General features: G+C 58.2%; 14 protein-coding genes and 1 pseudogene. 7 read left to right on the top strand and 8 right to left on the bottom strand.

Features of this window, described 5'->3' with window-relative positions; translation table 11 throughout:
* Window positions 1-11,490, bottom strand: a pseudogene (locus ALQ04_RS22250) (filamentous hemagglutinin N-terminal domain-containing protein); the annotation flags it as partial.
* 645 nt (window positions 11,491-12,135) lie between these two features.
* Between ALQ04_RS22250 and ALQ04_RS22255 the strand changes: the two are divergent.
* The 6 genes from ALQ04_RS22255 to ALQ04_RS22280 all read left to right on the top strand — a co-directional run bounded on the left by ALQ04_RS22255 (window position 12,136) and on the right by ALQ04_RS22280 (window position 16,806).
* Window positions 12,136-12,645 carry a ferritin-like domain-containing protein gene (locus ALQ04_RS22255; RefSeq protein WP_122317891.1) on the top strand — a complete coding sequence of 170 codons (510 nt, stop codon included), beginning with the start codon at window positions 12,136-12,138 and terminating at the stop codon, window positions 12,643-12,645.
* A gap of 241 nt (window positions 12,646-12,886) precedes the next feature.
* Window positions 12,887-13,771 (top strand): manganese catalase family protein, encoded by an 885-nt coding sequence (locus ALQ04_RS22260; RefSeq protein ID WP_122317892.1) that lies wholly within the window; start codon window positions 12,887-12,889, stop codon window positions 13,769-13,771.
* A gap of 165 nt (window positions 13,772-13,936) precedes the next feature.
* Complete coding sequence (locus tag ALQ04_RS22265) at window positions 13,937-14,230, top strand: DUF6388 family protein (RefSeq protein ID WP_122317893.1); 294 nt, start codon at window positions 13,937-13,939, stop codon at window positions 14,228-14,230.
* Window positions 14,231-14,260: 30 nt separating this feature from the next.
* Window positions 14,261-14,923: a bifunctional 2-polyprenyl-6-hydroxyphenol methylase/3-demethylubiquinol 3-O-methyltransferase UbiG gene (locus tag ALQ04_RS22270; RefSeq protein ID WP_122317894.1), complete on the top strand. Its 663-nt coding sequence runs from the start codon at window positions 14,261-14,263 to the stop codon at window positions 14,921-14,923.
* A 111-nt stretch (window positions 14,924-15,034) separates the two neighbouring features.
* Entirely contained in the window at window positions 15,035-15,724 is a 690-nt protein-coding gene (locus ALQ04_RS22275; RefSeq protein WP_122317895.1) for a crotonase/enoyl-CoA hydratase family protein, read from the top strand.
* A gap of 110 nt (window positions 15,725-15,834) precedes the next feature.
* Entirely contained in the window at window positions 15,835-16,806 is a 972-nt protein-coding gene (locus tag ALQ04_RS22280) for a magnesium and cobalt transport protein CorA (protein WP_122317896.1), read from the top strand.
* Between the two features lie 57 nt (window positions 16,807-16,863).
* On the opposite strand, the gene ALQ04_RS22285 is transcribed toward ALQ04_RS22280, so the two are convergent.
* Entirely contained in the window at window positions 16,864-17,592 is a 729-nt protein-coding gene (locus tag ALQ04_RS22285) for an amidotransferase (protein ID WP_122318018.1), read from the bottom strand.
* A 615-nt stretch (window positions 17,593-18,207) separates the two neighbouring features.
* Between ALQ04_RS22285 and ALQ04_RS22290 the strand changes: the two genes are divergently transcribed.
* On the top strand, window positions 18,208-18,579 hold the full coding sequence (locus tag ALQ04_RS22290) for a rhodanese-like domain-containing protein (protein WP_122317897.1): 372 nt from the start codon (window positions 18,208-18,210) through the stop codon (window positions 18,577-18,579).
* 83 nt (window positions 18,580-18,662) lie between these two features.
* Here the strand turns inward: ALQ04_RS22290 and ALQ04_RS22295 are convergent, their stop codons facing one another.
* From ALQ04_RS22295 to ALQ04_RS22320, 6 genes are all read right to left on the bottom strand, one after another.
* Window positions 18,663-19,475 (bottom strand): transglutaminase family protein, encoded by an 813-nt coding sequence (locus ALQ04_RS22295; protein ID WP_122317898.1) that lies wholly within the window; start codon window positions 19,473-19,475, stop codon window positions 18,663-18,665.
* Entirely contained in the window at window positions 19,472-20,428 is a 957-nt protein-coding gene (locus tag ALQ04_RS22300) for an alpha-E domain-containing protein (RefSeq protein WP_122317899.1), read from the bottom strand. The genes ALQ04_RS22295 and ALQ04_RS22300 overlap by 4 nt, the downstream gene beginning before the upstream one ends.
* A gap of 12 nt (window positions 20,429-20,440) precedes the next feature.
* The gene (locus ALQ04_RS22305) at window positions 20,441-21,850 is read right to left on the bottom strand and encodes a circularly permuted type 2 ATP-grasp protein (RefSeq protein ID WP_122317900.1); all 1,410 of its coding nucleotides are present in this window, start codon (window positions 21,848-21,850) and stop codon (window positions 20,441-20,443) included.
* A 488-nt stretch (window positions 21,851-22,338) separates the two neighbouring features.
* A complete protein-coding gene (locus tag ALQ04_RS22310) occupies window positions 22,339-22,680 on the bottom strand; it encodes a ribonuclease E inhibitor RraB (RefSeq protein WP_122317901.1) in 342 nt (113 codons plus the stop codon).
* Between the two features lie 244 nt (window positions 22,681-22,924).
* Window positions 22,925-23,161 (bottom strand): hypothetical protein, encoded by a 237-nt coding sequence (locus tag ALQ04_RS22315; protein WP_122317902.1) that lies wholly within the window; start codon window positions 23,159-23,161, stop codon window positions 22,925-22,927.
* Between the two features lie 140 nt (window positions 23,162-23,301).
* On the bottom strand, window positions 23,302-25,395 hold the full coding sequence (locus ALQ04_RS22320) for an LTA synthase family protein (protein WP_122317903.1): 2,094 nt from the start codon (window positions 25,393-25,395) through the stop codon (window positions 23,302-23,304).
* Between the last annotated feature and the right edge of the window lie 167 nt (window positions 25,396-25,562).

Here is a 25,562-nt window from a genome sequence, read left to right on the forward strand (position 1 = left end):
ACTACCACCACCACCACCACCAGAGCCGCCTCCAGTCAGCAATTTCCCGCCGCCCAGGCTTGTGCCGACCGGTGTTCTCGCCAGCAGCGCCATGCCGCCGCTCATCTGGATTTCCGTAATCAGAGCGGCCCGTTCTTGCAGGTCAAGCTGCTTGCCGAATCGTACATCCAGCCAACTGGTGTCCTTGACCCACTGATCAATTCCGGCCAGTTCGCTCGGTGTCAGCCATCCTTCCTGGAAATTCTTCGCATAAGCCATTTGCTTGTCGGAAGTAAACAAGGCTCCCCAGCCATCGACACCTTGCGAAGGAACGGCAATCGAACCCGGATTACCGGTGAGCAGACCCGCCATATCGTACGAAACGTTGCGTCTCAGGAAATCCAGCAGATCCTTGGCAACAGGCTCATCGAGAGAGATGGCGCTTTTCTGAATATCATCGACACAGGCTCTGCTTTTACAGGCATTGATAGCCATCGAGCGCTTGGTCGACAGGCTTTCATAATCGGCGATGATGGTACGGATATTCTGCTCAGAACAGCCTTGTGTCGCCCGACATCCCTGAAGCTCCTTGAGCAAGCGCTCGGCAGACGGGTGATCGAGGTTGTTGTACTGGGTTGCGTTTGCCGTCACGGCAGACGCCGCCGATGCATCGCCCCCTGTAATCGCGGCCGTCAACACGCCAACCAGCTGCGAAGCGGCGAGCAGGCGGCTTACGCCTTCCTGGTAGGCCGCACTGTTCCTGTCGACGCCCACTGGCAACAGCTTGTCCGCCAGAAAGTCCACCACCGCTTCGTTGGCACCGGCTGCCAGGGCTCCCGTACGGAAATCGCCGCCCATGGCTTCAGCCATCAGACCGCCCAAGGCCGCATGCATGGCGATCTTCGACAGTTTGCCGTTATCGAACAGTGTGACATCACCGATCTTGTTGGCACCGATCGCCCCACCGATGCTGATGCCCGTGCCCAGCGCCGACTCGACCAGATTGTCTTTCAGACTGCCGCCCATGATCGCTGTCTTGGCGACAGAGTCGGCAGCGACCTTGATCGCAACATCTCCAACACTGGGAAGATCAAACTTCAGTTCTGTCGGGTTGAAACCAAACTGAGCGGCAATACCCGCGCTGACGCCTGCCAGCACATAGGCCTTGAGACTTTCCGAGGAAATGACTTCCTTGAACGCCGCACCCAGGTTGCCCTTGTTGTTGATGGTGCTGACCGCCGCCGTACTGGCGACCGAAGTCACCACGGCAGTGACAGCCATGTTGCCCAGGCCGGCTGCGGTCGTACCCACGGCAGCGGCCATGGTGCCGGTTGCCGAAGCCCCCATGGCGGTACTGGCGGAAGCCACGGCGGTACTGGCCGCACCCGCGGTGAGTACCGTCACGATGATGATCACCGCCAGCATGGCTCCTGCGCCCATGCCGGAATGGCTGTAATCGAATGACTCGTGGGTTTCCTTCACCAGACGCCAGTCAACATCACCACGCTGCTCTGCATCCTTGAGCCAGGCCAGCTGCGGATCGGCCTTGACCATTGCATCGATGGTCTGGCTGATGCTGCTCTGATCGATGTGCTTCAGGTCGATCTGCAAGCCATCGACGGCCTGAATGACCGTGTTGCCTTTGGCAATGAGCTGGCTCTGGCGCAGGGTTTCGTCAGTGGTGCCCTGCCCTTTGGCAGAGTTCCAGCTCATGCTGTTATCGCTTTTCTCGTGGCTTTCCTGTTCGAGGTCTTTCACGCCCTCAAAGGTGATGGCACCGCCACTGGTGAGGGTCAGGTCCTTGCCGCTCTCAAGCCTGGCAACCTGATAACGCTGATCGCCTGCGCTAAGCAGGGTGAGATTGCCCCCCGTCGTGATCTCACTTCCCACGTGGGTGACTTTGGTGATTTCGTCCCGCTGGGTGGAGCCGGTACCGAAATTGCCTTTGAGTTTCTCGTCATAGAGGAAGTAGCTGCTGTTCTGCCGGGCCAGGACATCGATCTTGCCTGCGGCGGCCAGATACGCCTCATCACCGGCGGTGATCCGGCTGGAAATCAGCGCCATGTCCTTACCGGCATTCATCACCACATCACCGCCGGCAGTCACGGAACTGCCCTGCTGTGTAACGCGGTCTTTCTGAACCGTCAGTTCCTTGGTCTTGCTGAAGTAGTGCTCTTCATTGGCAGCAGAGCCAACGGTGATATTGCCCTCTGCAACAATCCCGATATCACGCGCCGCCGTGATCCCGGCGGCCACACTCGCCACGTCACGCCCCGCACGTATGCTGACGTCACGTCCCGAGTCGATCTGCGCCTGATGCTGGACAACCGTTTCGTCGAGGTAACCCGGACCGTTTTCCTTGTCGCGCTCTTCAGCGGAAACATTGCTGACATCGCGTCCGGCAGTGATCTTCAAATCATTGCCGCTGTTGATCACGCCACCGATGTTGGCAACATCACGACCGGCACTGATGCTGATGGCATTCTCGGCCTCGATACGTGCAGCCTCATCGGCAAAGCTTTTGCTTTGGGTGTATCTGCCGGAGCGCATGTCATAGGTATGGACGCTGCGCTCATTGATCACGTCGCCTTCGACAGCGACCAGATTGATGTCCTTGGCCGCCAGCACTCCGCCGCCGTTGTTGAGGATATTGTTCCCCGCCAACAGATCCAGCCGGTTACCTGCCTGCACCAGGCCACTGTTGGCAATGTCGTTGCCGGCCGTAGCCGACAGGTTATTACTGGCCAGCAAGGTCCCGGCGTTCTTGAGGTCTTTACCGGCAATCAGGCTGATGTCATTGCCGGCAATCAGCGCCCCGTTGGGCGCCAGTCGGTTATTGGCCTGAGCCAGATACAGCACCGGCACCAGGACTTTCTCACCCGCGACTTCATGCTCTTCGAGCCAGACGATATCGTGGGTCAGGGCCGCAACCTGCTGCGCCGTCAACGTCACGCCCAGCGACAGGTTGAGCGTGTCCTTGCTGGCGATAGCGTTGTCCATCAGGTACTTGAACAACGCCTCGTCCGAGGTCTGGCCATTGATGAAGCGCTGGCCGGTACGTGCCACAACGGCCTGCTGGATCAGGCGTTGCTCGTACAGCCCATCCCCCAGACGCCTGGCACTTTCATCCGGGTCGTAGCCGAGATTAGAGAGCAGGTAATCCGAACTCATGAACTGCCGCAGGTCGGTCAGCACAGGATTGGTTTCGATCAGGTATTTGTGTGGACTGCGCGATCCAGAGGCCTGGGGTACCCCGCTCACACGTGACAGGGTCTGACCCAGCGCAGACTGCAATGTCTGCCCGGCACCCGTGGTGATCGCAGCGCCGGAGAATGCCTGATTACCCGCGCCGTCAGGAACAACGGCCGCGGAAACATCCAGCGTCCGCGCAGCGATGTCGTTATCGAAACCGTTGCGATTGACAGCATCGAAGTCTCGACTCGTCACGACAGGTGCGGCCTGGCCATTGAAAGGCAACGGAGCAGACACCGTTCCAGTCTGTTGACGCTGGCCAGGACTGATAGCGGCCTGGCCAATGACCCAGTCCGCCGACTGACTGCCAAGCGGATTCACCTGACTACCATTGGCACTTTCACTGCTCAGGCGGAACAGCCCGTTCTGCCCGTCAGGCAGGCTGAACCCTGGCAGACTCAATGGATTGACCTGCTGCTGAAGCAAATCCGGAGGAAGCTGCGAATTGATGAAAATGGTTCGGGCGTGCTTGTCTACCGCAACTTCACCCAACGGCTTGCCCGTGGGCGAAACCGGTGTCAGTTGCCTGACTACCGCGTTGTTGATGTCCTGGGTACCGGTGATGGTTACATTGCCGCCTGCCTGGACGACGGCGGAGCGCAAGGTTCCGCCGGTGATTTCATCGCTGTTCAGGATGTTGGCATTCAGGAAATCAGGCAGTGGTACGAAATTCTTGCCGTCATAACTTTTGCCGGAACGGACCGACAGGAACATCCAGCTCACGCCGTCAAAAACCGGCTCCTGAGTCTTGCTGTCGTAGATAACGCTGTCCCGAACCGCTGGGTCCGGATCGTAGGTCATATCACCCAGCCGGATCTCACCGTTTTGCGCCCGGTACCAGACATTGCTGGAGTAGTCATAAGGCAGGAGGTATGAGTTGTTCTTGGCGTTGTAAGGATCGATGTAGCGGTCGTTGAGGGATCCGGCCTCACCGGCAGACATGGATGTCAGGTAAGTCCTGACACGCACGACATCGCCACTGGCAGAGCCGACGTTGGTGAAGTTGGTAGACGTGATGCTGATATTGCCCGCAGCCGTCAGCGTGCTTTCCTGGTTGTTGAAGGTGGTGCCTTCATAGGTAAAATCGCCACCCGCACTGAGGCTGGCAGCAGGCGTAGAGGTTGCGGCGACACCCTTGTACTCATCCCTGACAATGTATTCCAGCCCCCAGAAACCACGACAAGGTGGCAAGCAGCGGGTTGCAATGTAGCTGGAGGTCAGAGTTCCGCCCGCCGAAAAGCTTTCCGACTTGTTGGCAAAGTTATCGGCCTTGATGTTGACGCTGCCCAGCGCAACGATCGAGCCTGAGCTGTTCTCCACGCGAGATGAACGTTTGCCCGCACCGCCGGAAATATCCAGCCCGCCCATGCTGTAAATGTCGGCGTAACTGTTGGTCAGGTTCGCTACCTGCAGGTCCATCTTCGCGCCGCTGAACAACAGGGCATTGCTGGTCAGGTTACTCAGATTGCCAGCAATGATGCTCAGGCCCTGCCCGCTTCCCAGCGTCCCCTGGTTGGTGATGCCAGCGGCATTGATCGATAACGCGCCGGCGGAACTCAGGCGTCCATTGTTGATGAGCTGGCCTTGCACGCCGAGCGTCGTGGTCGCACCACCGGCAATGCTTGTGCTGCTGTCGAGATTGATCGATGACGCCGTGACATTCATGTCACCCAGGCTGGTCAGCCGTCCGCTACCGCCATAGGCACCGTTCAGCAGCAGGCTCAGGCTGCCATCGCTGGCAATCAAACCGTTGTTGGTCCAGGTCCCGCCACTGCCTTCCAGACGCGACGACGCCAGCAACTGGCCGGTTGCCGTCTGGGTAAAGTTGTTGACGTTGACCTTCAGGCGCCCGGCCTGAATGACGCTGGTATTGGTCCAGGTATCCGCATTGAGTGTCAGGCCGCCACGGGTGACGATGGTGCCGCCCGCCCCTGTCACGTTCGGCAGGGAGATGTCGAAGGTGCCTTCGCCCAGATGCAACAACTGGCCGCCAGTGTTCTGGAAACTGCCCGTGTTCAGGCCAAGGTCGCTGTTGGCGGTCTCCAGGCTGCCACTGCGGTTATCGAACAGGCCGCCGATCTGGAAAGCCGTCGCCCCCGTCGTTCCCAGCGCCCGAAGCTTGCCACTCTGGTTATTGATACTGGCAGCGGTGACAGCCAGGATCGTGTCGCTTTCAACAATGCCGTCACGGTTGGTCAGGATGCCGTTAAGGTCCAACTCGATCCGGTTGCCGGCAATCTGTCCGGCGCTGCTGTCGAGATGATTGCCATTGACGCGCAGCAGCCCGCCGGCATAGAGACCGCCGCTTCGGTTATTCAAGTCCGCGGTATTGACGATCAGGTCACTGCCTTGCGCAGCGATGCGGCCACCGTTGTTGTTCAATCCCGCCAGCGCATGAAGGTCGAGCCCCAGCCCCTGAATCACGCCGCCTTTGTTGTTCGTGTCATACCCGTTGTTCAAGACGCCGCTTATACGCGCCTCAAGCTGGCCCTTGAGACTGGCGAGCAGACCACCGCGGTTGTCAAAACTGGCAGCCTTTACGCTGACATCACCGGCTTGCGCAATGATCTTGCCACCCTGGCTGGAAAGCTCGTCACCGATGTCCAGGCTCAAACCATTCTGGCTTTGCAGTGCGCCCCGATCGTTGGAAAGGCTCGCCGCCTGCACCGTGATACCGGCGTTCTGGCTGTAGATCAGGCCATTATCGTTATTGTTCAGCGAGTCACTGACAAGAATGTCGAGCGCATCCGTGGCCGCGACCGTACCGCCATCGCTGTTGTCCAGGGTTTCGCCACTGAGGGTCATCAGACTCTGACTGGCCAGGGTGCCGCGCTGGTTATTGATATGCACGACGTCCTGAATCGTCAGTGCACCGGCGCTGGCAATCCTGCCCGAACGATTATCCAGCGAGTCGACATTGACCTTTACTGCGCCATTGCTGACCAGGCTACCGCCGGTGTTCAGCAAGCTTGCAGCACTCAGGGTCAATGCCTGCCGGGCATTGATTGCACCGCCAGCATTGCTCAGGCTGGCCGCGTTGATATCCAGGCCGGCGCCACTGTCGATCAGACCGCCCTGACCGTTATCGATTGCACCGTTTACTGTCAGGATCTGCCCGGCACCGCTGCTGAGAATGCCCTTGTCGCTGTTATCGATCGAGTCGGCCGTTACATCGAGGCGTCCCTGGCTGACCAGCGCACCACCCGAGCGATTGATCAGGGCGCCATCAAGCTCAAGGCTGACATCACCCTGGCTGCTGGAAAGCGTACCGCTCTTGCTGTTATCCAGACTCGAACCACCGACACTCAAACCCTTCCAGCCCGAGACAAGGCCATTCTGATTGGTCAGTGCAGCGCCCTGAACCGTCAAGGTCTGACTGCTGATGAGCTTGCCAGCGCTGTTGTCGAGATTACGACCAATAACGCTGAAACTCTGACTGCTTGAGAGTTCTCCGCCGTTGTTGTTCAGGTCGCGCAACTCGTTGAGGGTCAGTAGCCCCTTGGCGTTGATCAGACCGCCCTGATTGTCCAGATCGTTGCCGGACAGATTCAGGGTCACGGCCTTTTCACCCAACAGACGTCCGCCTTGCTGGACCAGTGAAGACAGGCTCAGGCCAAGATCACCCCTGGCAGAAACTTCGCCTCCCAGGCTGGAGTCCAGCGAACGGGCATTCAGGATCAAATCACCCTGGCTGTTGATCAGGCCATTGCTGCGGTTATCCAGTGTCCCGTCCACTCGCAGCTCAAGATCGCCGCGACTGATCAGGGTACCGCCATCGTTATTCAGGCTATCGGCATGAACATCGAGAGCTGCGGCATCGATCAGACCCTTGACGTTATTCAGGGCCTGGGCAATGCGCAGGGTCAGGCCTTGATCACTGAGCAACTTGCCGTTGCTGCTATCGAGGTTTTGCGCAGTGACGGTGAAGGCCTGGGCGCTGGATATTTCACCGCCCTGGTTATTCACACCCGAAAGGTTCTTCAGCAATAACGTGCCGGGCGCAGAAATCAGGCCACCCTGATTATTCAACTGGCCGTCATTCATATCCAGGCTGAGGCTGGAGCGGCTGAATAACTTGCCGCCCTGCTGATCCAGCCCCGTGACCGAAGCGAGCAAGGCTTCCTGACTGCCAATCAGGCCGCCGTTCTGATTGGTGACCTGAGTGGCCTTGAGCTCCAGGGTGCTACCGCTGTTGAGAAGGCCTTTGCTGTTATCAAACGCACCGGTAGTGACCTTGACCAGCCCCTTGCCGCTGAGAGTGCCAGCCTGACGGTTATCCAGGCTGCCACTGTTGATGATCAGCGAACCATCGGTAAGCAACTCGCCACCTTGGTTATCGAGTTGCCCCTGAGTCGTGACAGTCAGGTCGGAGGCGCTGGAAAGGCTGCCCTTGAGGCTGGTCAGCCTGGCCGCCGTGACATCCAGCAGGCCTTCACTGCTGATCCGCCCCCCAGCGTTATCGAGATTTCCGCCAAGATTGATACGTTGCAGTTCCTGGCTTTTGAGCAGGCCACCACTGTTGTCCAGAGTCCGCCCCTCCAGCTCCAGACGTGTCCGGGCAACGATCTGGCCCTGGGTGCGGTTGAACAGCTGGTCAACGGCAAGCTTCAGTGCCTGGCCTGCGAATACCTGACCGCCGTCGCTGTTGTCGAAGGTCTGACTCAGCAGAGTGACGTCTTCATTACCCGTCAACTCGCCGCCACGGTTGTCGAACTCATCGGCATCAACGTCCAGAGCCCCGGTCGCACCAATCAGACCGCTCTTGCGGTTGTCGACGCTGCCAGCGACCAGGGTCATGGCCGCCGAGCTGATCAGCGTGCCTTGCCGGTTATCGAGTGTATTGAAGGTGGCATTGAGGTCGGTCTTGCCAACGAGTTTGCCCGCCCGGTTATCCAGGCTGTCGGCTGTCAACAGCAACCCGGCGTCGGTAATCAACGAGCCACGCTGGTTGTCGAAGGCATGTTCAATGTGAACATCCAGCGAGCCATTGCTGCTGATCTGGCCGTCGCTGTTATCCAGGTTTTTCGCCGCCAGAGTGAACGCTTCAGCGCTGGATATCTCGCCCTTCTGGTTGTTCACGCCATTGAGGTTTTTCAGCAGCAGCGCGCCCGGCGTGTTGATCCAGCCGCCCTGGTTGTCGAGCTGACCGTGATTCATGTCCAGGCTCAGGCTGGTGTTGCTGAACAGTTCACCGCCCTGCTGATCCAGACTGGAAACCGAAGCGTTCAGGGCCTTGTCGCTGGCGATACGACCGTTGATGTTCTTGACCTGAGTGGCCACCAGCTCAAGGGTACTGCTACTGATGAGCCGGCCGCCCTCACTGTTATCGAAGACTCCGGTGTTGACCTGACTGGCATTCAGACTTGAAACAAGGCCTTTGTGACCATTATCGAAACTGGCACTTTCCAGGATCAGGCTGTCATCGGTGCCGATGCTCCCGCCCAGATTGAGCAGGCTGCCAAGACTGTTGATCGACAAGGCACCTGCACTGCTCAGGCTGCCTGCACTGTTATCGAGATTACGGGCACCGATATGCAATAAACCTTCGGTGCTGATCAGGCCTTGATGGTTGAGCAGGTCTTCGTCGAGGTTAATGCTCAGATCGCCAAGGCTGGCCAGCGTACCGCCCGAATTGTCCATGCCAGTGCCTGACAACGTAGCGGCACCCTTGGCACTGACAAGCCCCCTGGACTGATTGATCAACTGCCCGACTTTCAGCTCCAGGCCAGTCCCGGCCAGGATCTTGCCGCCACTGTTATCCAGGCGCTGGCTCGTAACATCCATTGCCAGAGCGCTGGAAAGCTCACCGCCAAGATTATCGATCTGTTCGACTTCGAGCTTCAGCGCTTTTGTGCTGCCAACCAGACCATCCTTGAGATTATCGAGGCGAGTGCCCACCAGACTCAGGTCGCCCTGCGCCACCAAGGCACCGCCTTGCTGTTGCAAGACACCCACGGTGGCAGTCAGATCGTCTTGGCTGGAAATACGGCCTGCGTCGTTTTGCACCTCGGCAAAATTCAAGTGGAGCGGGCCGACAGCACTCAACAGACCGCTCTGATTCTGCAGAACCGAGCCTTCGACAGAGACATCTGCCTTGCCCGTGATAATGCCCTTGTCGCGATTATCCAGCTGGTCAACCGCCAGTTTCAGAGTGCCGTCAGCCTGGACGACACCATCCCGGTTATCCAGGCTCGAAGCCCGCAGATCCAGAACCGTGCCAGCCTCGATAAGCCCCCCACGGTTATCCAGACTGTCCGCCTGCACATCCAGCCCTTGAGCCGATACCAGCCCCTTGGCGTTATTCAGTGCCTGAGCAACATGCAATGACAGCAAGCCCTGGCTGATGATCTTCCCGGAACGGTTGTCCAGGCTCTGGGCAATCAGCTCGAAACTACGGGTATTGGAAATTTCCCCATTCTGGTTGATGACGCCATTGAGGTTTTTCAGCAACAACTGCCCCGATGCATTGATCAAGGCATTGCGGTTATTCAACTCACCCTGGCCAAGATCCAGAGACAGATCGGTATTGCTGTAGAACTGACCGCGATCATGCTGATCCAGTCCAGTGACACTGGCGGTCAGCGCCATGGCACTGGCAATCCTGCCGCCTTCACTGTTATCGACCTGACCTGCCACAAGGTTCAGGGTTTGCGCGCTGGTCAGCACGCCTTCTTGCTGGTTGTCGAGACTGCCGACAGTGATTTGCGCTGCACCTTTGGCTTCAATGCGACCCTGCAGGTGATTGCTCAGTTTGCCGCCGGACTGGATGCCAAGCGCTCCCTGGCTGTTGATGGAGCCTTGCCGGCTGTTGTCCAGCGTTGCCGCTTGAAGCGTCATGCCTTGTGCGGCGGCAAGACGCCCGCTCTGATTACTCAGTAGTCCGCTGGCAGTGATGTCGAGTAACTGACCGGCTGCAACAAGGCCCGCGACGTTATCCAGGGACACGACATGCAGAGAGACATTGCCCAGGCTATTGAGCTCACCGCTTCGGTTGCTCAGATGACCCAGAGTCGCATCGAGATTGCCGCTGCTGGTGATCAACCCCTGGTTATTCAACACCTGATCGGCCACGACATTGAGTGTGCCGCGGCTCAGCAGGCGGCCATTGCTCTGGTTGTCCAGAGTCGCCGTACCGATATCCAGATGGCCTTGCGCACTCAGCATACCGCCCTGATTGTTGAGCGCCTGAGTGGCCTTGACCGACAGGTTCCGGCTGGCGATCACGCTCTGGTTGCCGTTGTTCAGCGTATGGGCCGTGAGCGTGATATCGCCCGTGTCATTGCGGCTGTCATCGGCATTGACTCCGGCTTCGATGATCGCCTTGTTGGTGAGCTGCCCACCGCTGGACAGATTGACGATATCCCGTGCAGCAATGTTCTGCTGAATCGTGAGATCACCCGGCGTGATTATCGACAGCGAAGCCCCGGCATACAGAGGCCCGCTCATCTCGACACTGGCCGCCTTGACGTCGACGGTAGCACTGGCCGTGACCTGAACCATGCTCAGGTGGCCATTGACATCGATCTGGATATCACCGGCACTGGCCGCCACATTGCTCGCCAGCTTGACCCCGACCCCGGCTTCGGTGCCCACCAGCTTCACCGCACCGGCATACATCCCGCCCAAGGCCGAGCTGTCGATGGCCAGGGTCGGCTTGGCACTGCCGTCGTCGGCCAGCGCCGTGGCGTTCAGGGTCTGCGCATCGACGTCGTTGCGACCGGCAATGATATTGAGCTTTTTGGTATGCAGTTCGGCGTTGATCTTCGCGCTGCGGGTGATGATGTCGAACTGGTCGAGGTTATCGGCGTTAAGCCCGGCCCCCTCAATGGCCACGCTACCGCCCTGGACATTGAAACGCTGCAGGTTGCCGTTGCCGTCCAACACCGGCTTGCCGGTGGTCAGGGTCGCCTGCGGCGTGTTGATGAAACCGCAACCATCGCAGGTAATGCCGTACGGGTTGGCGACGATCACTTTGGCCGCCTGGCCGGCCACTTCGGTGTAGCCCTTGAGTTCGGTGCGGTTGTTGCTGACCACCTCGTTGAGAATGGTGGTTGCCGCCGGGCCTTGCAGGTTGCTGTTGCTGATGATGATGCCGCCCAGTTGGGTACTCTGGGTCTGGGTCGGCGCCGTGGCATTGTTGAGGATTACCCCCTGAGTGCCGACGTTGTACTGCTGGAACTGGTTATGCGACAGGCCGCTGCCGTTGGGCGCGGCAATGTTGATGATCGGCACCCCGTTGCCCGCCGCGCCGACGCTGGTCGAACCACTGCTGACCACGATCCCGTCCGCCTGCGCCCAGAGCGGCTGCCAGAACATGGCATTGGCCAGGATCAACGCAATCCCGCGCTTGGACATTCCCCAGAAACGCTCACGCTGCTGCAGGCCGGCCGACGGTTGACGGGCCAGAAAGGCGAAGTGCTTGACGTCCATGTGCGAGTGTTCCTGCGGGGTATCGGAAGAGAGTTGAATCAGAAAAGAAAACGGCTTGAGGCTTTACGCTTACTCAGCGGGGCGGGCCTTTCCAGCGAATGGACAATGCAAAGAGGCATGGCCCGATAAAGGCAGGCAGGGCTGTTCTGGAAGAAGAGAAATACACGTTACGCCCCGCAATATCACATTGACATCACCAGTAAGGGCCGCGATGTTAGAACGCCATTTCTTTGCCGTCAATTTTTTGTAGCGACTTGGTATCAAATTTGTTACCTGGCGGTATTTCCCCTGTTTTTATTGGGCCTTTGCGGACTATTGAAAGACAGACGGCCAACAAATACTGCGAACCCCCTTCCCCTCCCCCGGCTCTACCGCATGGCACGAAAAGCCGGAAGTCAGTACTCGTCGAAGACAGTGAATGCGGCTCATACGTGTGTATCGCCCCACTACACCCCAATGAACGAGGAACTACACATGGCTACCCCACAGGAAAATCTTATCGACTGGCTTCGCGATGCCCATGCAATGGAGCAACAGGCCGAAAGAATGCTCACCGCGCAGGCTGAGCGCCTGGAGCACTATCCGGAGCTCAAGCGCCGGATCGAGCAGCACATCGAGGAAACGCTCGGTCAGCAGGAGCTGGTTGGTGAATGCCTGGCCCGTTATGGAGAAAGCCCGTCAACCCTGAAGGACCTGACCGGAAAAGTCATGGCGTTTGGTCAAGCGGTGATGGGGCCGATGATGAGCGATGAAGTGGTGAAAGGCGCGATGTCCGGCTACGTGTTCGAGAACGTGGAAATCGCGACTTACACGGTATTGATTGCCGCTGCGCAAGCGGCCGGCGATGCGCAAACCCAACAGGCATGCGAGCGGATCCTGCCGCAGGAGCAAGCGATGGCAGACTGGTTGCTGAAGCATATGCCGCAGATTACCAAGGCCTTTCTGAGCCGCTCCGAAAACCCCGATCTAGAAGCCAAGAAGTGACCGTAAACGGCCTCAGCCGCTTCGGCGGCTGAACCATCTGCTGCCTGCGGATTAGTGTTTATAGGCAAGGTATCGCTCATGACGACAGCTCATCCGTAACCTTGAACTATTTACTCGCAGCCACCCGTCGTGGCGCGCAAATAAACAAAGAATCTTTAGGTTCCGGGTCTTATCGAAACTTATGTCTGCGCCATTGCCCGCAGTGGCAAACGCGCAAAAACCTGAGTTTGAGGAAACCCGCATGTTTTTACATAACAAAAGACTTCAATACACCGTCCGTGTAGCCCAGCCCAATCCGGGACTCGCCAATCTTCTGCTGGAACAGTTCGGCGGCGCTCAGGGCGAACTGGCCGCAGCGGCCCGTTACTTCACCCAGGCACTGGCCGAGGAAGATCCGGGGCGCAAGGATTTGCTGATGGACATTGCCACTGAAGAGCTGAGCCATCTCGAAGTGGTCGGCTCGATCATCGTCATGCTCAATAGAGGTGCCAAGGGCCAAATGGCCGAAGGTGTGCAGGAGGAAGGCGAGCTGTATCGCAGCATCAATGGTGCCGGTAACGATTCCCATATCACCAGCCTGCTGTATGGCGCCGGTGCTCCGCTGATCAACTCTGCCGGGGTTCCCTGGACCGCCGCCTATGTCGACTCGATCACCGAACCCACCGCCGATATGCGCTCCAACATCGCTGCCGAAGCCCGGGCCAAGATTGTCTACGAGCGCTTGATGAATGTGGTCGACGATCCCGGAATCAAGGACGCGCTGGGGTTTCTGATGACTCGCGAGATCGCGCATCAGAAGTCGTTTGAAAAAGCCCTGCACTCGATCCAGCCAAACTTCCCGCAGGGCAAGTTGCCCGGCATGCCGGAATTCGCCAACAAGTACTTCAGCATGTCCAGCGGCGAACCGAATCTTCGCGGCCCCTGGAACAGCGATGAGGAGTTCGAGTACGTCGAAAATCCACAGCCGGCGGTGGATGGCGGCGATGGCACTGCTTCCGTGATGCTCGACGAAGAGGACGTGCTGACCCTGACCATGATGAAAGAGCGTACCCAGTCTGACCCGCAAGCCGATCCGATCACCGCTGCGGAACTGGGCTCTGGACTTGTGCAAGGCAAGGACGCTTGAGCCATTGGTTGTAGCGCCACCTGAAACAGATTGGCATGGCACGATATTGGATTGTGTGCCGTGCCAGCACTGGCAGCATTCCCCCCGTTCCCGCACAATCTCGGCGTCTCGCCAGGCCTCCTCTCCGACAGGTCTGGCTACCCCCTGAGTTTGAGGAAACCCGGCATGAATGCACTGGAGTGGAACGAAGCCGCTTTGGCGAAATACCTCTCGACCCATCCGACCTTGCAGGATGAAATCAAGAACCTCAGCCCTGAAGAACAGAAGCAGCAAACGCAATGGGCGTTCGAGGATGAAGCAGAGCACCTGGGCATCGAGCCCTGGGAGCTGGCCTTGGAACTGGTTGCAGAATCCCCCGAACAGCTCAAGAGCATGCGTCTTGAAGCTCATGCACAGGTGGCCGAAGCCCTGGGCATGGACTGGGACGAGTATTGCGAGCTGAACGAAATCGAACAGTAATCCCGGGTTTGAACAAGGAATAGCCGTGTCATGAACCATTCTTCCGAAGCAGGCGCAGCCGTTTATTCTCCCCTGACCCTGAAGTTGTATGACTGGTGGGTATTGGGCGTTTCCAACCGTTTTGCCTGGCAGTGCTCGACCACGGAAGTGTTGCAGCCGTTCTTCAATCGCCATGTTGGCAATCGTCATCTGGATGTCGGCGTCGGCACGGGCTATTACCTGGCCAATGCCGATCTGCCGCTCAGCACAGAAGTCACCTTGCTGGACCTCAACAGCAGCAGTCTGGAAGCTGCCCGCCAGCGGTACGGCCGACCAGGTATACGGGTAATCCAGCACGACGTGTTCAAGCCGTTCAACGCAGATCACGCCACGGGCTATGACTCGATCTCGTTGTTCTATCTGTTGCACTGCCTGCCCGGCACGATGAGCGACAAGGCGCAGGTCTTCGCCAACCTCAAGACCCGCCTGAACGAGAACGGCGTGCTGTTTGGCGCAACCATTCTGGGCGACGAAGCCGGGCACAACGGCTTCGGTAACAAGCTGATGACCGTCTACAACAAGAAAGGCATCTTTGGTAATCGCAGCGATAGCGTCGCCGGCCTGCGCGAGGCGCTGGCCCTGCACTTCAAGGACATCACGGTCGAGGTAAAAGGAAAAGTGGCCCTGTTCACGGCCCGCTCGCCTCTTGCCTGAAGCCCGTGCACGACGTGGCCGGGCAACCCGTTAATGACCGGTCAGTCAGCGCTTTACCTGATGGTTACAGCTGAGTAACGTCTGCCCATCTCAACAATAAGGAATCGCGTCATGAGTGATCTGATCTCGTACCAACTGGAAGATGGTGTTGCCACGCTGACCCTCAACAACGGCAAGGTCAATGCCATCTCGCCCGATGTGATCGCCGCGTTCAATGCTGCGCTGGATCAGGCCGAGACAGATCGTGCGGTAGTGATCGTCACCGGGCAGCCGGGCATCCTCTCGGGCGGCTATGACCTCAAGGTCATGACGTCCAGCGCCGAGGCGGCCATCGGGCTGGTGGCTCAAGGCTCGACGCTGGCGCGGCGCATGCTGGCTCATCCCTTCCCGATCATTGTCGCCTGCCCGGGTCATGCCGTGGCCAAGGGCGCATTCCTGTTGTTGTCGGCCGATTACCGGATCGGGGTCGATGGCCCGTTCAATATCGGCCTCAATGAAGTCCAGATCGGCATGACCATGCACCATGTCGGTATCGAACTGGCCCGCGACCGCCTGCGCAAGTCGGCCTTTCATCGCTCGGTGATCAATGCCGAGATGTTCGACCCCAAGGGCGCGATGGACGCAGGTTTTCTCGACAAGGTGGTCAGCGTCGAGGAGTTGCAGGAAACCGCCCGCAACGCCGCCGTGCAGTTGAAGAAGATCAACATGAATGCCCACAGGAAGACCAAGCTCAAGGTGCGCAAAGCACTGCTCGATACACTTGATGCAGCAATAGAACTCGACAAACAGCATTCGCTCTAAGCTTTACGTGCGATACAGAGAAAGCCCGCCAACGCGGGCTTTCTCTTATGAGCCATGGCGCAAAGTCTTTTTGCATCACTGCCACTATTTGAAAAAGAAGCGATACCGATATGGGCCGAGTTGTTGCAGCAGCGGTTTACAGCAAAGGCAAGAAAGTCAGCAATATCACCCTGGAAGAAGGCGCGGCCTGGGCGGCCAAGCCGGGACACTTTGTCTGGATCGGGCTGGAACAACCCACACCACAGGAGCTGGAAAGCCTCAAGACCCAGTTCAACCTGCACGAACTGGCCATCGAAGATGCGCTGGAAGTCCATAGCCGTCCCAAACTGGAAACCTTCGGCGACGCGCTGTTTATCGTCACGTACGCGCCGGTACGGGAAAACGGCAGGCTGCAGTTCATCGAAACCCATATATTTGCCGGCAAGGGCTACATCATTACCTCGCGCAACGGCCACTCCAAATCCTACGGCGTGGTGCGCCAGCGCTGTGAGGCCAGGCCGTTGCTGCTGGAGCATGGCGAGGACTTCGTGCTCTATGCCCTGCTGGACTTCGTGACCGAGAACTATCAGCCGGTGACCGAAGCCATCCATGCCGAGCTGGAAGAGCTGGAGCAAAGCGTACTGGGCGGTGCGCTGAATGAATCCTATATCCATCGCATTCACTGCCTGCGCCGCGACCTGCTGCGCCTGCGCCGCTATGTGTCGCCCATGGTCGAGGTCGGCGAGGAGCTGCAGAAGCTGAGCTTCCCGTTTATCGACAAGAACATGCGTCCGTACTTTCGCGACGTGGAAATTCACGTCAAGCGGCAAATGGAAGACCTGGGCAACCTGCGCGATATCGCCAGCCAGACCATCGAGATCGGTTTGTTGCTGGAGGCCTCACGACAAAGCATCGTGCAGCGCAAGTTCGCGGCCTGGGCGGCCATTCTGGCCTTCCCCACCGCTATCGCCGGGATCTACGGGATGAACTTCGAGAACATGCCGGAACTGACCTGGCATTACGGCTACTTCGTGGTACTGGGGGTAATCGTGGGGGGCTGCACCGGACTGTTCACCAGCTTCAAGCGCTCCGGCTGGCTGTAACCGAAATGTTGTTCCCGACGCTGATGGCCATGCAGCAGCGTCGGGAAACATTCAGGCTCAGAGCGTGCCCGAATCCTGCTTGTGCGCGACAAATCGCGTCATCCACTCGGCAACCGTGGCGCCGTGATGATCGTGGTTCAGGCTGGCCAGACCCTTGCGATAAATCTGATCGCCCAGTGTCTGCTGGCGCAGATCCAGCAAGGTGCGGGAAAAATCGTGGATGAACTCGGGATGACCCTGGAAGCACAGGACCTGATGATTGATGTGATAAGCCGCGTACTGGCAGAACTCGCTGGAAGCGATCACCGTGGCATTTTCCGGCAGTGCCGTGACCTGATCCTGGTGGCTGATCAGTAACGTCAGCTTGTCCATGGCCGGAGTCATCCACGGCGCCGAAGAAGCCAGTTGATAATGATGAATGCCCACGCCCCAGCCCTGCGTGGCGCGCTCGGTCCGGCCGCCCAGCAACAGCGCCAGCAACTGGTGCCCGAAGCAGATCCCCAGCAGCTTGTCGCCGCGCTCGTACAACTTGAGCAGATAGACCTTGAGCGTCTGAATCCATGGATCGCTGCCAAACGAGTCGGCCTTGCTACCGGTCACCAGATAGGCATCGAATCGCGCGTCTTCGGGAGGATAGATGCCCTGCATCACGTTGTAGACCGTGAGTTCCACGGCCAGCGGCTGGCGCGCAAACAATAACTCGAACATCCGCCCATAACCCTGATATTGCTCAACCAACTCCGGGCGCAGGATGTCGGTTTCCAGAATGCAGATGCGTAACGGCATAAAAAAGGACCTGAAACAGTAAAAAGGCAATAGCGCACGGGCAAAGCCTGCCTTGAATTGCACGATCAAAGCAAGCAGCCAGTATCGCCACGGCCGTCACCCTGTATCGCTTGCAGGGCATGCCTTGGCCAGACGAACGGTAGAAGGCTAACGATATTCCTTCAAGGCCTCTAGCCAAGGCCTGACCATGTTATCAGCTGCTCAAAAATAACCTTTAATCAAAAATACCGGCCTAGCAAGATCAAATAGTTCTAAGCCATGTGCCATGCGGGCTCTAAGGTTAAATCTGTAACAGTAAGGCGCGATAAAAATACAACCAGCGTCAGGTCAGCGGCCACATGGTCGTGACCACCTGTTCATAAGCACCACCTTTGCCAGCTGCCCGATTTCGTACTTGATGAATTCGGTGAGCTTTTGTCGCTCAGGAATAACAACAAAAGGCAGTCAGCCATGTTCAAGCATTCAAAACTACGTCAGGCGGGACTTATCGTATTCGCCACCACCCTTCTATTGATCGTGCCGAATCTGAACCGGTTGTTCGGCTGACCCTCCATGCCCTACCGGAGCGCACATAACTGTGCCAATCTTCCTGTTCGGATGATGGGAGGTGGACTTATGCGTCAATGGATAGCGCTGGTTGTTCTGGGCTGTGCTTTCACTGTGCAGGCTGGCGAGGTCGAGCAGGCCGTAGCGGTGACCGCCCTGAAGGAAGGCAAGCTGGCGGTGGATGTGCGCAGCCAGACCGAGTACGACGCCGGCACCGTTCTCAATGCCGTGCGTGTCGAAGATGCACGCCTGGTCAATCAACTCAAACAAGTGCTCGCCGACCGCAACTCTACCTTTGTGATTTTCAGCAGCTCCAACGAAAAGGCGAGCCGGGCCCAGGACAAGCTGAGGCAAGCCGGTTACTTCAGTGTGATCAACGGCGGCAATTACGAAGAGCTGCACAATGCGCTGTATGACATCAGCGATGATCCGGCGGAGTAGGTATTCACCTGTTCTCTGCAGGATTTAATGCTCGTAGGAGCGAATTCATTCNNNNATGAATTCGCTCCTACGGGGGCATTACCTTACTGGTGCTGCACCTGGATCTGCGTGGCGCTGACCATCGGCGACACCGACACCTTGGCGTGCATGTGCTCGTAACCGCCACCACGGCGCATGCCGCGTACCGGGCAGGCATCCAGGTAATCCAGGCCGACCGCCAGTTTCAAATGCCGCGCCGGGATCGAGAGCTGATTGGTCACGTCGAAGCTGTACCAGGCCCCGTCGATCCAGGCCTCGGCCCAGGCATGGCCGGACAGATGATCGCTGTCGTCGCTGTACAGATACCCGGAAACATAGCGCGCCGGAACGCCCAGGCTACGGGCACATGCGAGGAAGGCATGAGTGTGGTCCTGGCAGACACCTGAACGACCGGCAAACGCCTGCGCCGCACTGGTATCGACTTCAGTCGCGCCGGGCGTGTAGACGATGTGCTGGTTCAGCGCCTGCATCAGGTCGATCAAGCCGGTGCGGTCAGTGCGTTTGTGGCACTCCCTGGCAGCAAATGCACGCATCGCATCGTCGGCTTCCGTCAGGCGGGTAAAACGCAGAAATGGCAATGCCGACTGGCTTTCGTGCTCGGCTTCACGGGTTTCGTCGATTTCGACCTGGCCGCGGGCTCCGATGATGATTGCTTCATGGGGCTCGTCCAGGGTCAGCACATGCAGGATGTTGCCGAACGGATCGATTTGCGCACGCACCGGACGCGGCAGGCTCAGCTGCCAGCTCAGGACCTGCTGGCGTTCGCTGTCATGGGGCGTCAGACGCAGATACTGGATGCTGGCGCGGACCTGATCGTCGTAGTGATAACTGGTCTCGTGGCTAATTGAGAGTCTCATGCAGCCTCCAGGTATGAAATGTGGATAGCGTCACCCAGTTGGGCTACCAGGGGGATAAATTCGTTCAACCACTCATGCAGGCCTTCATCGAGGATCTCGTCGATGCTGGTGTAGCGCAGGCGTGCATCCATTTCCGCAGCCAGGCGCTGTGCCGGCCGGCCATTGGCGCCCGGCAGGCTGGAAAGAATCAGGTCCAGTTCTTCCAGGCAGGCGCGCAGGGAACGCGGTATGTCGGCGCGCAATAGCAACAGCTCGGCAACCTGGCGCGCGCCCGGCGCATCCCGGTACAGCTCGGTGTAAGCCTCGAAGGACGACAAGGCTCGCAGCAAGGCGCTCCACTGGTAGTAACCGGCGGCGGAGTTGTCCGCTGCCGCGTTGGCCTGCGGACCACGCAACTCAAGCATTTCGTAACGGGCATCGAGCATGCGCATGGTGTTGTCGGCACGTTCGATAAAGGTCCCGAGCCGGATGAAGCGAAACGCATCGTTACGCATGATGGTGCCGTAGGTCGCACCGCGAAACAGATGGGAGCGCTCCTTGACCCATTCACAGAAATGGCTCATGCCATAGCGTGCCAGCCCTTGCTCGGCGATCCCGCGAATCTCCAGCCAGGTGGCATTGATGTTTTCCCACATGTCGGCGGTGATTCGGCCACGTACCGCATGGGCACTGGCGCGTGCAGCGCCCAGACAGCTATAGATGCTGGCCGGATTACTGGCATCCAGGGCAAAGAAATGCAGCATGCGTTCGGCATGCAAGGCGCCATGGCGCTCCACGTAAGTGTCCAGGGTGCCGGTGATCAGCAGCGGCATGGCAATTTCGTCCAGCCCGCCGCGCCCGTCCTGGGGCATCAATGACAGCGAATAACTCACGTCCATCATTCGGGCGAGATTCTCCGCTCGCTCCAGGTAACGCGACATCCAGAAAAGATCCGAGGCAGTTCTACTTAACATTGGCAGGCATCCTTAATCCTCGACCACCCAGGTGTCCTTGGTTCCACCACCCTGCGACGAGTTCACCACCAGCGAGCCTTCACGCAACGCTACTCGGGTAAGCCCGCCAGGCACGACGCGGGTTTCGCGGCCGGCAAGGACAAAGGGGCGCAGATCGATATGTCGCGGGGCGATGCCGTTCTCGACGAAAGTCGGACAGGTCGACAGGGACAAGGTCGGTTGGGCGATATAAGCGTGTGGCTTGGCTTTGAGACGGGCGCGGAACGCTTCGATTTCGGCAGCGCTGGCTGCCGGCCCGACCAGCATCCCGTAACCGCCGGAGCCCTGGGTTTCCTTGACCACCAGATCACCCAGGTTGGCCAGCACATGCGACAGCTCTTCAGGCTTGCGGCACTGCCAGGTCGGCACGTTCTTGAGGATCGGCTCTTCATCCAGATAGAAACGGATCATGTCCGTAACGTAGGGATAGATCGACTTGTCGTCGGCGACCCCGGTGCCGATGGCGTTGGCCAGCACCACATTGCCGGACCGATAGGCCGACAACAGGCCCGGCACACCGAGCATCGAATCGGGGTTGAAGGCCAGTGGATCGAGGAACGCATCGTCCAGGCGGCGGTAGATCACATCGACGGCTTTCGGGCCGTCGGTGGTGCGCATGAAGACCCGCTCATCGCGCACGAACAGATCGGCACCTTCCACCAGCTCGACGCCCATTTCCCGGGCAAGGAATGCGTGCTCGAAAAATGCGCTGTTGAAGCGCCCCGGTGTCAGCACCACCACGCTCGGATTGTCCAGATGACTGGAGCTCTTGAGGGTATCGAGCAACAGGTTCGGGTAATGATCGATCGGTGCGATGCGTTGCGCGGCGAACAGCTCCGGGAACAGACGCATCATCATCTTGCGATCTTCGAGCATGTAACTCACGCCGCTCGGAGTGCGCAGGTTGTCTTCAAGCACGTAATAAGTGCCATCGCCGTCGCGAACCAGATCGACACCGGAGATATGCGAATACAGATCACGATGCAGATTCAGGCCCTGCATTGCCAACTGGTATTGCTCGTTGGCCAGCACCTGCTCGGCCGGAATAATTCCCGCCTTGATGATCCGTTGATCGTGGTACAGGTCGGCGAGAAACATGTTCAACGCCTTGACGCGCTGAATGCAGCCGCGCTCGACGACCCGCCATTCACTGGCCGGAATGCTGCGCGGAATCGTATCGAAGGGGATCAGTCTTTCGGTCCCCTGCTCGTCACCATAGAGCGTGAACGTGATCCCGGCGCGATGAAACAATAAATCGGCTTCACGCCTGCGCTGAGCCAGCAGCTCAGGTGGCGTATCACCCAACCAGCGGGCGAACTCCCGATAATGCGGGCGAACCTGGCCGCCAGCGTCGTACATCTCGTCATAAAAGGTGCGGATCATGCCGTACTCCTTGTCACCATGGACCTACAGGCCTTCGCAAGGCCCGTGCCATCGGCATAAACGCTTTGATATCAATGAATTAAGCAAAACAGAGATATTCAACGCACCATTCCTGTGCAATAAATACCCTAGCCAATTCTCCTACGCTTCATTCAGAAGCGTCAGGCAAACACGAAATCTATCACCAGCATAGTCAGTGTTGATTTCCTGGCTAGATATTAGTTCGCCATAATCACCAGCAACCGAGCAAACAAAGGCTTAAACGCCAATTGTGAGGATTTTTTTCTGGAAGCAGGCCAGCACATTTTTTACAAACGAAATTCCCGTTCAGCCACTCCATTGAGTGGCTTTTTTTTGCTCACGGCATTTGTAAGCTGGGTTTGCATGAGCAGCAAAACACCAGGGGAAGGCAGGAATGCAGCCTGTAAAACACGACCGGCCAATCCGGAAATAATCCGCGATTGGCCGGTCGTGATTGACGAGATGGTTCATGCGTGCAGCCTTCTGACCTCCGCAGTGACTCCCCATCCTTCGACTTCACCATCCATCGGTGAAATCACACTCTGAAAGTCTTGCTCGAAGTCGCCGATGCCGTCATACGTGGCATACATCACCTTGCTCAGTTGCAAATGCCAAGCACCGTCGTCACGCACATTGATCTGGGTATTGATGGATTCGCCACGAAATTGTCCTGCAGCCTGCCGCGCCCGTTCCTCATCCGGGAAGACGGCGTAGAACTCGATGGGATAGCTACGTGCAAAATCAAAACCGCCTTCTTTCATGCGGCGCAGTACATGACTGCTGATGTCCTCTTGATAGGCTGTGCTCATGAAACGTCCTCCTATGCAACGATAGATAGAGTTTCAACTCTTCCAGAACGACCACCTGGCTGGAGGTCGCCACACGACAGTTAATCCGACGCGGGGAATCAAGCATGAAGCTGACCAGACCGGGTCTGCTGCAACCCGGGTTTCGACATAAGGAGGCCGACAGGTCGGCCTCGCTTGCAGAGTAGACCCATCTCGGGCCTGCTGCCAAGTGTCTGACACAACACGCCTTTGCAGACGTTGCTGATCAGATGACCTCTGTAATGGAAATGATCTGAACGCTGTTGTGGTCCTTGAGGGTTTTTACCGTAGGTTCTGCGGTACGTCCCTCCAGATCGTTGAGATTCAGCTCATCCGTGACCGGAAACAGAATTGGACGCAGAAGACGTGCCGCAACCTCCTCGCTTGGGCGCTCCTGTGAATCAACATCATGACGTTGCTGCACACCATCCTTATCGAGATACGAAATGGCCCACTGTTTCATCGATGCCTCCAGAACTAAGCCAGAACACTGGCATACATGATCTGGACCCCTGGCCTGCGGCATTCGTTCAAGAAAAGACACGGGCAAAAAAAAGGCCCTCGCAACCAGTGCAGAGGGCCTTCATCTACAGCAGGAAGGGATCAGTTGCGGTTCTTGCTCGCCTCTACCCCGGCGGTATTGTCCAGCAGGCTCTTGGTAGCAGTCTGCAGGAAACTTTCGAGCTTCTGCTTGAGCTCGGCGGTGTCCGGCGCATCGTGAACCACTTCGGCATGCGGGTTGGCACCCAGGGTGTAGGTCATGACCTTGGCAGGCATTTCCGTAGGTTCGATCAGGATACGGTTGCCATGGATAATGGCCACCACCTGCTCGCTGCCCGACGGCTTGATCACACCAAAGCCCTTGTCGCCTTCAGGCAGGTTCAGCAGGTCACGCCCCCAGCACTGGTTGCGCGTCTCGCCACCCAGACGACCCATGATGGTCGGCACCACATCGACCTGAGTACCGACGATGCTGCTGCGCTGGCCGAACTTCTCCTGCACGCCCGGTCCGATCAGCAGCAATGGCACGTTGAAACGACCCAGGTCCATTTCGGTCAGTTGCATCTTGTTGCCAAAGCCATGGTCACCCAGCACAACGAACAGAGTGTTCTTGAAGTAAGGCTCTTTCTTGGCCTTCTCGAAGAACTGGCCCAGCGCCCAGTCGGAATAGCGCATGGCGGTCAAATGCTCGTCCAGCGAACCATGGCCTGTGACACGCTCGACCGGCAGGTTTTCCGGCAAGGCATAAGGCGTGTGGTTGGACAGAGTTTGCAGCAAGGCATAGAACGGCTTGCCGTTCTGGCGGGCCTTAAGCTCTTCTGCGCCGCGGTCGAACATGTCCTGGTCGGAAACACCCCAGGTCGGGTCGGAGAACACCGGATTGACGAAATCCTCACGACCGACAAAGTTGGTCATGCCCTGGTTGCTGAAGAAACCCGACTGGTTGTCCCAGGCAAAGTTGCCGTTGTAGACATACACGTCATCGTAGTTGCGCCCGGCGCTCAGCAGTTGCGGCAGCCCCGACAGCTTGTGGCTGCCTTCAGGCGTCTGCATCAGGTACTCGAAGCCCGGCAGGTTCGGGAAGCACGCCATGGTGGCGAACATGCCCTGGTGGGTGTGGGTGCCGTTGGAGAAGAAGTGATCGAACAGCAGGCCTTCCTTGGACAGTTTGTCGAAGTACGGCGTGATGTTGGCTTTGTCGCCCAGCGCGCCGACCGAGTGGCCCGCGAAGCTTTCCATCAGAATCACCACCACGTTGCGGATCGGCAGCGTGTTTTCTGCCGGCGGCGTGAAGTCGCGACGCACGGCGGCAGTGTTCGGATCGATCAGCCGGTCATGGGGAGTCAGCAGCATGTTGCGCACGACCTGCTGGGCCTCGGGCTGCGGCAAGGTGGCTTTCCAGATATTGTCGCGTTCTTCGGACATGCGGCTTTTCGCTGCCGTGATCAGCGTCAGCGTACCGTTCAGGCCCAACTGGTTGGCGAAGTTGGAGTCGGTGGTGTAAGCATCGCCCCAGCGCAGCGGCGGGCCCTGACGCAGGGTGCCACGCGCGGAAATCACCGCGATCACCAGCACGATGAAGAACACGCCGACCCGCATGTACCAGGGTGCAACCGAGCGATTGCTGGCACTGCCCACACTGAGCCCGCGACCCGGACGGGTCACCCGGTCAATGCCTTTGAACACCAGGCTCAACAGCCAGGTGACCAGCGCCCACGCCAACAGGTAGCGCACGACCGGGAAGCCGTACCAGAGCATGCTCAGCACGGTCTTCGGATCTTCCTTGACGTACTGGAACACCAGACCGTTCAGGCGCTGGTGAAACTCACGGTAGAAATCCATCTCCATCAGGCCCAGGAACAGCGTGATGCTGCCGACCAGGGTCAGCCAGAACCGGAAGAAACCCCGTGCAGCCATGGCCCGGACACTGAACAGCGACAGCATCAACGGGATCAGCAGATAGATCGTCAATCGCAGGTCGAAACGCATGCCGTTGAACAGCGCTTCGATAAAGGTCGATGCCGGCGTATCGCCAATCATTTCACGGTTGTAGACCAGCAGCCCGATACGCAGCAGGGTGTACATGACCATAAGGGCCAGGCCACTGAGCAGGATGTAGGCCAGATGCGATTTTACGTTGGGGTTGTTCAGGCGGGACAAAGCTTGCCGGTGTGTCTGGGCGTCCGTGTTAGCCATGTTTGTCAGGATCCGGTGAATTCAGGAGTTGAGTGCGCACATGCTGCACCTGCCGACCTGGAACAGAAGGCAGCGCATAAGGGGGCAATATTCTGGGCAAGCAAGTGTGAAAAATTTGTCAGGCGCTGCAGGCAGCCACGGGGACAGGCCAGCAGCGTCCTGCTCAA

It is taken from the genome of Pseudomonas cichorii, from assembly GCF_003700275.1.
Lineage (GTDB): Bacteria > Pseudomonadota > Gammaproteobacteria > Pseudomonadales > Pseudomonadaceae > Aquipseudomonas > Aquipseudomonas cichorii_B.

Coding starts and splice junctions, on each gene's coding strand:
- ALQ04_RS22255 (WP_122317891.1), top strand. CDS start 12,136: ATGGCTACCCCACAGGAAAATCTTATCGACTGGCTTCGCGATGCCCAT.
- ALQ04_RS22260 (WP_122317892.1), top strand. CDS start 12,887: ATGTTTTTACATAACAAAAGACTTCAATACACCGTCCGTGTAGCCCAG.
- ALQ04_RS22265 (WP_122317893.1), top strand. CDS start 13,937: ATGAATGCACTGGAGTGGAACGAAGCCGCTTTGGCGAAATACCTCTCG.
- ALQ04_RS22270 (WP_122317894.1), top strand. CDS start 14,261: ATGAACCATTCTTCCGAAGCAGGCGCAGCCGTTTATTCTCCCCTGACC.
- ALQ04_RS22275 (WP_122317895.1), top strand. CDS start 15,035: ATGAGTGATCTGATCTCGTACCAACTGGAAGATGGTGTTGCCACGCTG.
- ALQ04_RS22280 (WP_122317896.1), top strand. CDS start 15,835: ATGGGCCGAGTTGTTGCAGCAGCGGTTTACAGCAAAGGCAAGAAAGTC.
- ALQ04_RS22285 (WP_122318018.1), bottom strand. CDS start 17,592: ATGCCGTTACGCATCTGCATTCTGGAAACCGACATCCTGCGCCCGGAG.
- ALQ04_RS22290 (WP_122317897.1), top strand. CDS start 18,208: ATGCGTCAATGGATAGCGCTGGTTGTTCTGGGCTGTGCTTTCACTGTG.
- ALQ04_RS22295 (WP_122317898.1), bottom strand. CDS start 19,475: ATGAGACTCTCAATTAGCCACGAGACCAGTTATCACTACGACGATCAG.
- ALQ04_RS22300 (WP_122317899.1), bottom strand. CDS start 20,428: ATGTTAAGTAGAACTGCCTCGGATCTTTTCTGGATGTCGCGTTACCTG.
- ALQ04_RS22305 (WP_122317900.1), bottom strand. CDS start 21,850: ATGATCCGCACCTTTTATGACGAGATGTACGACGCTGGCGGCCAGGTT.
- ALQ04_RS22310 (WP_122317901.1), bottom strand. CDS start 22,680: ATGAGCACAGCCTATCAAGAGGACATCAGCAGTCATGTACTGCGCCGC.
- ALQ04_RS22315 (WP_122317902.1), bottom strand. CDS start 23,161: ATGAAACAGTGGGCCATTTCGTATCTCGATAAGGATGGTGTGCAGCAA.
- ALQ04_RS22320 (WP_122317903.1), bottom strand. CDS start 25,395: ATGGCTAACACGGACGCCCAGACACACCGGCAAGCTTTGTCCCGCCTG.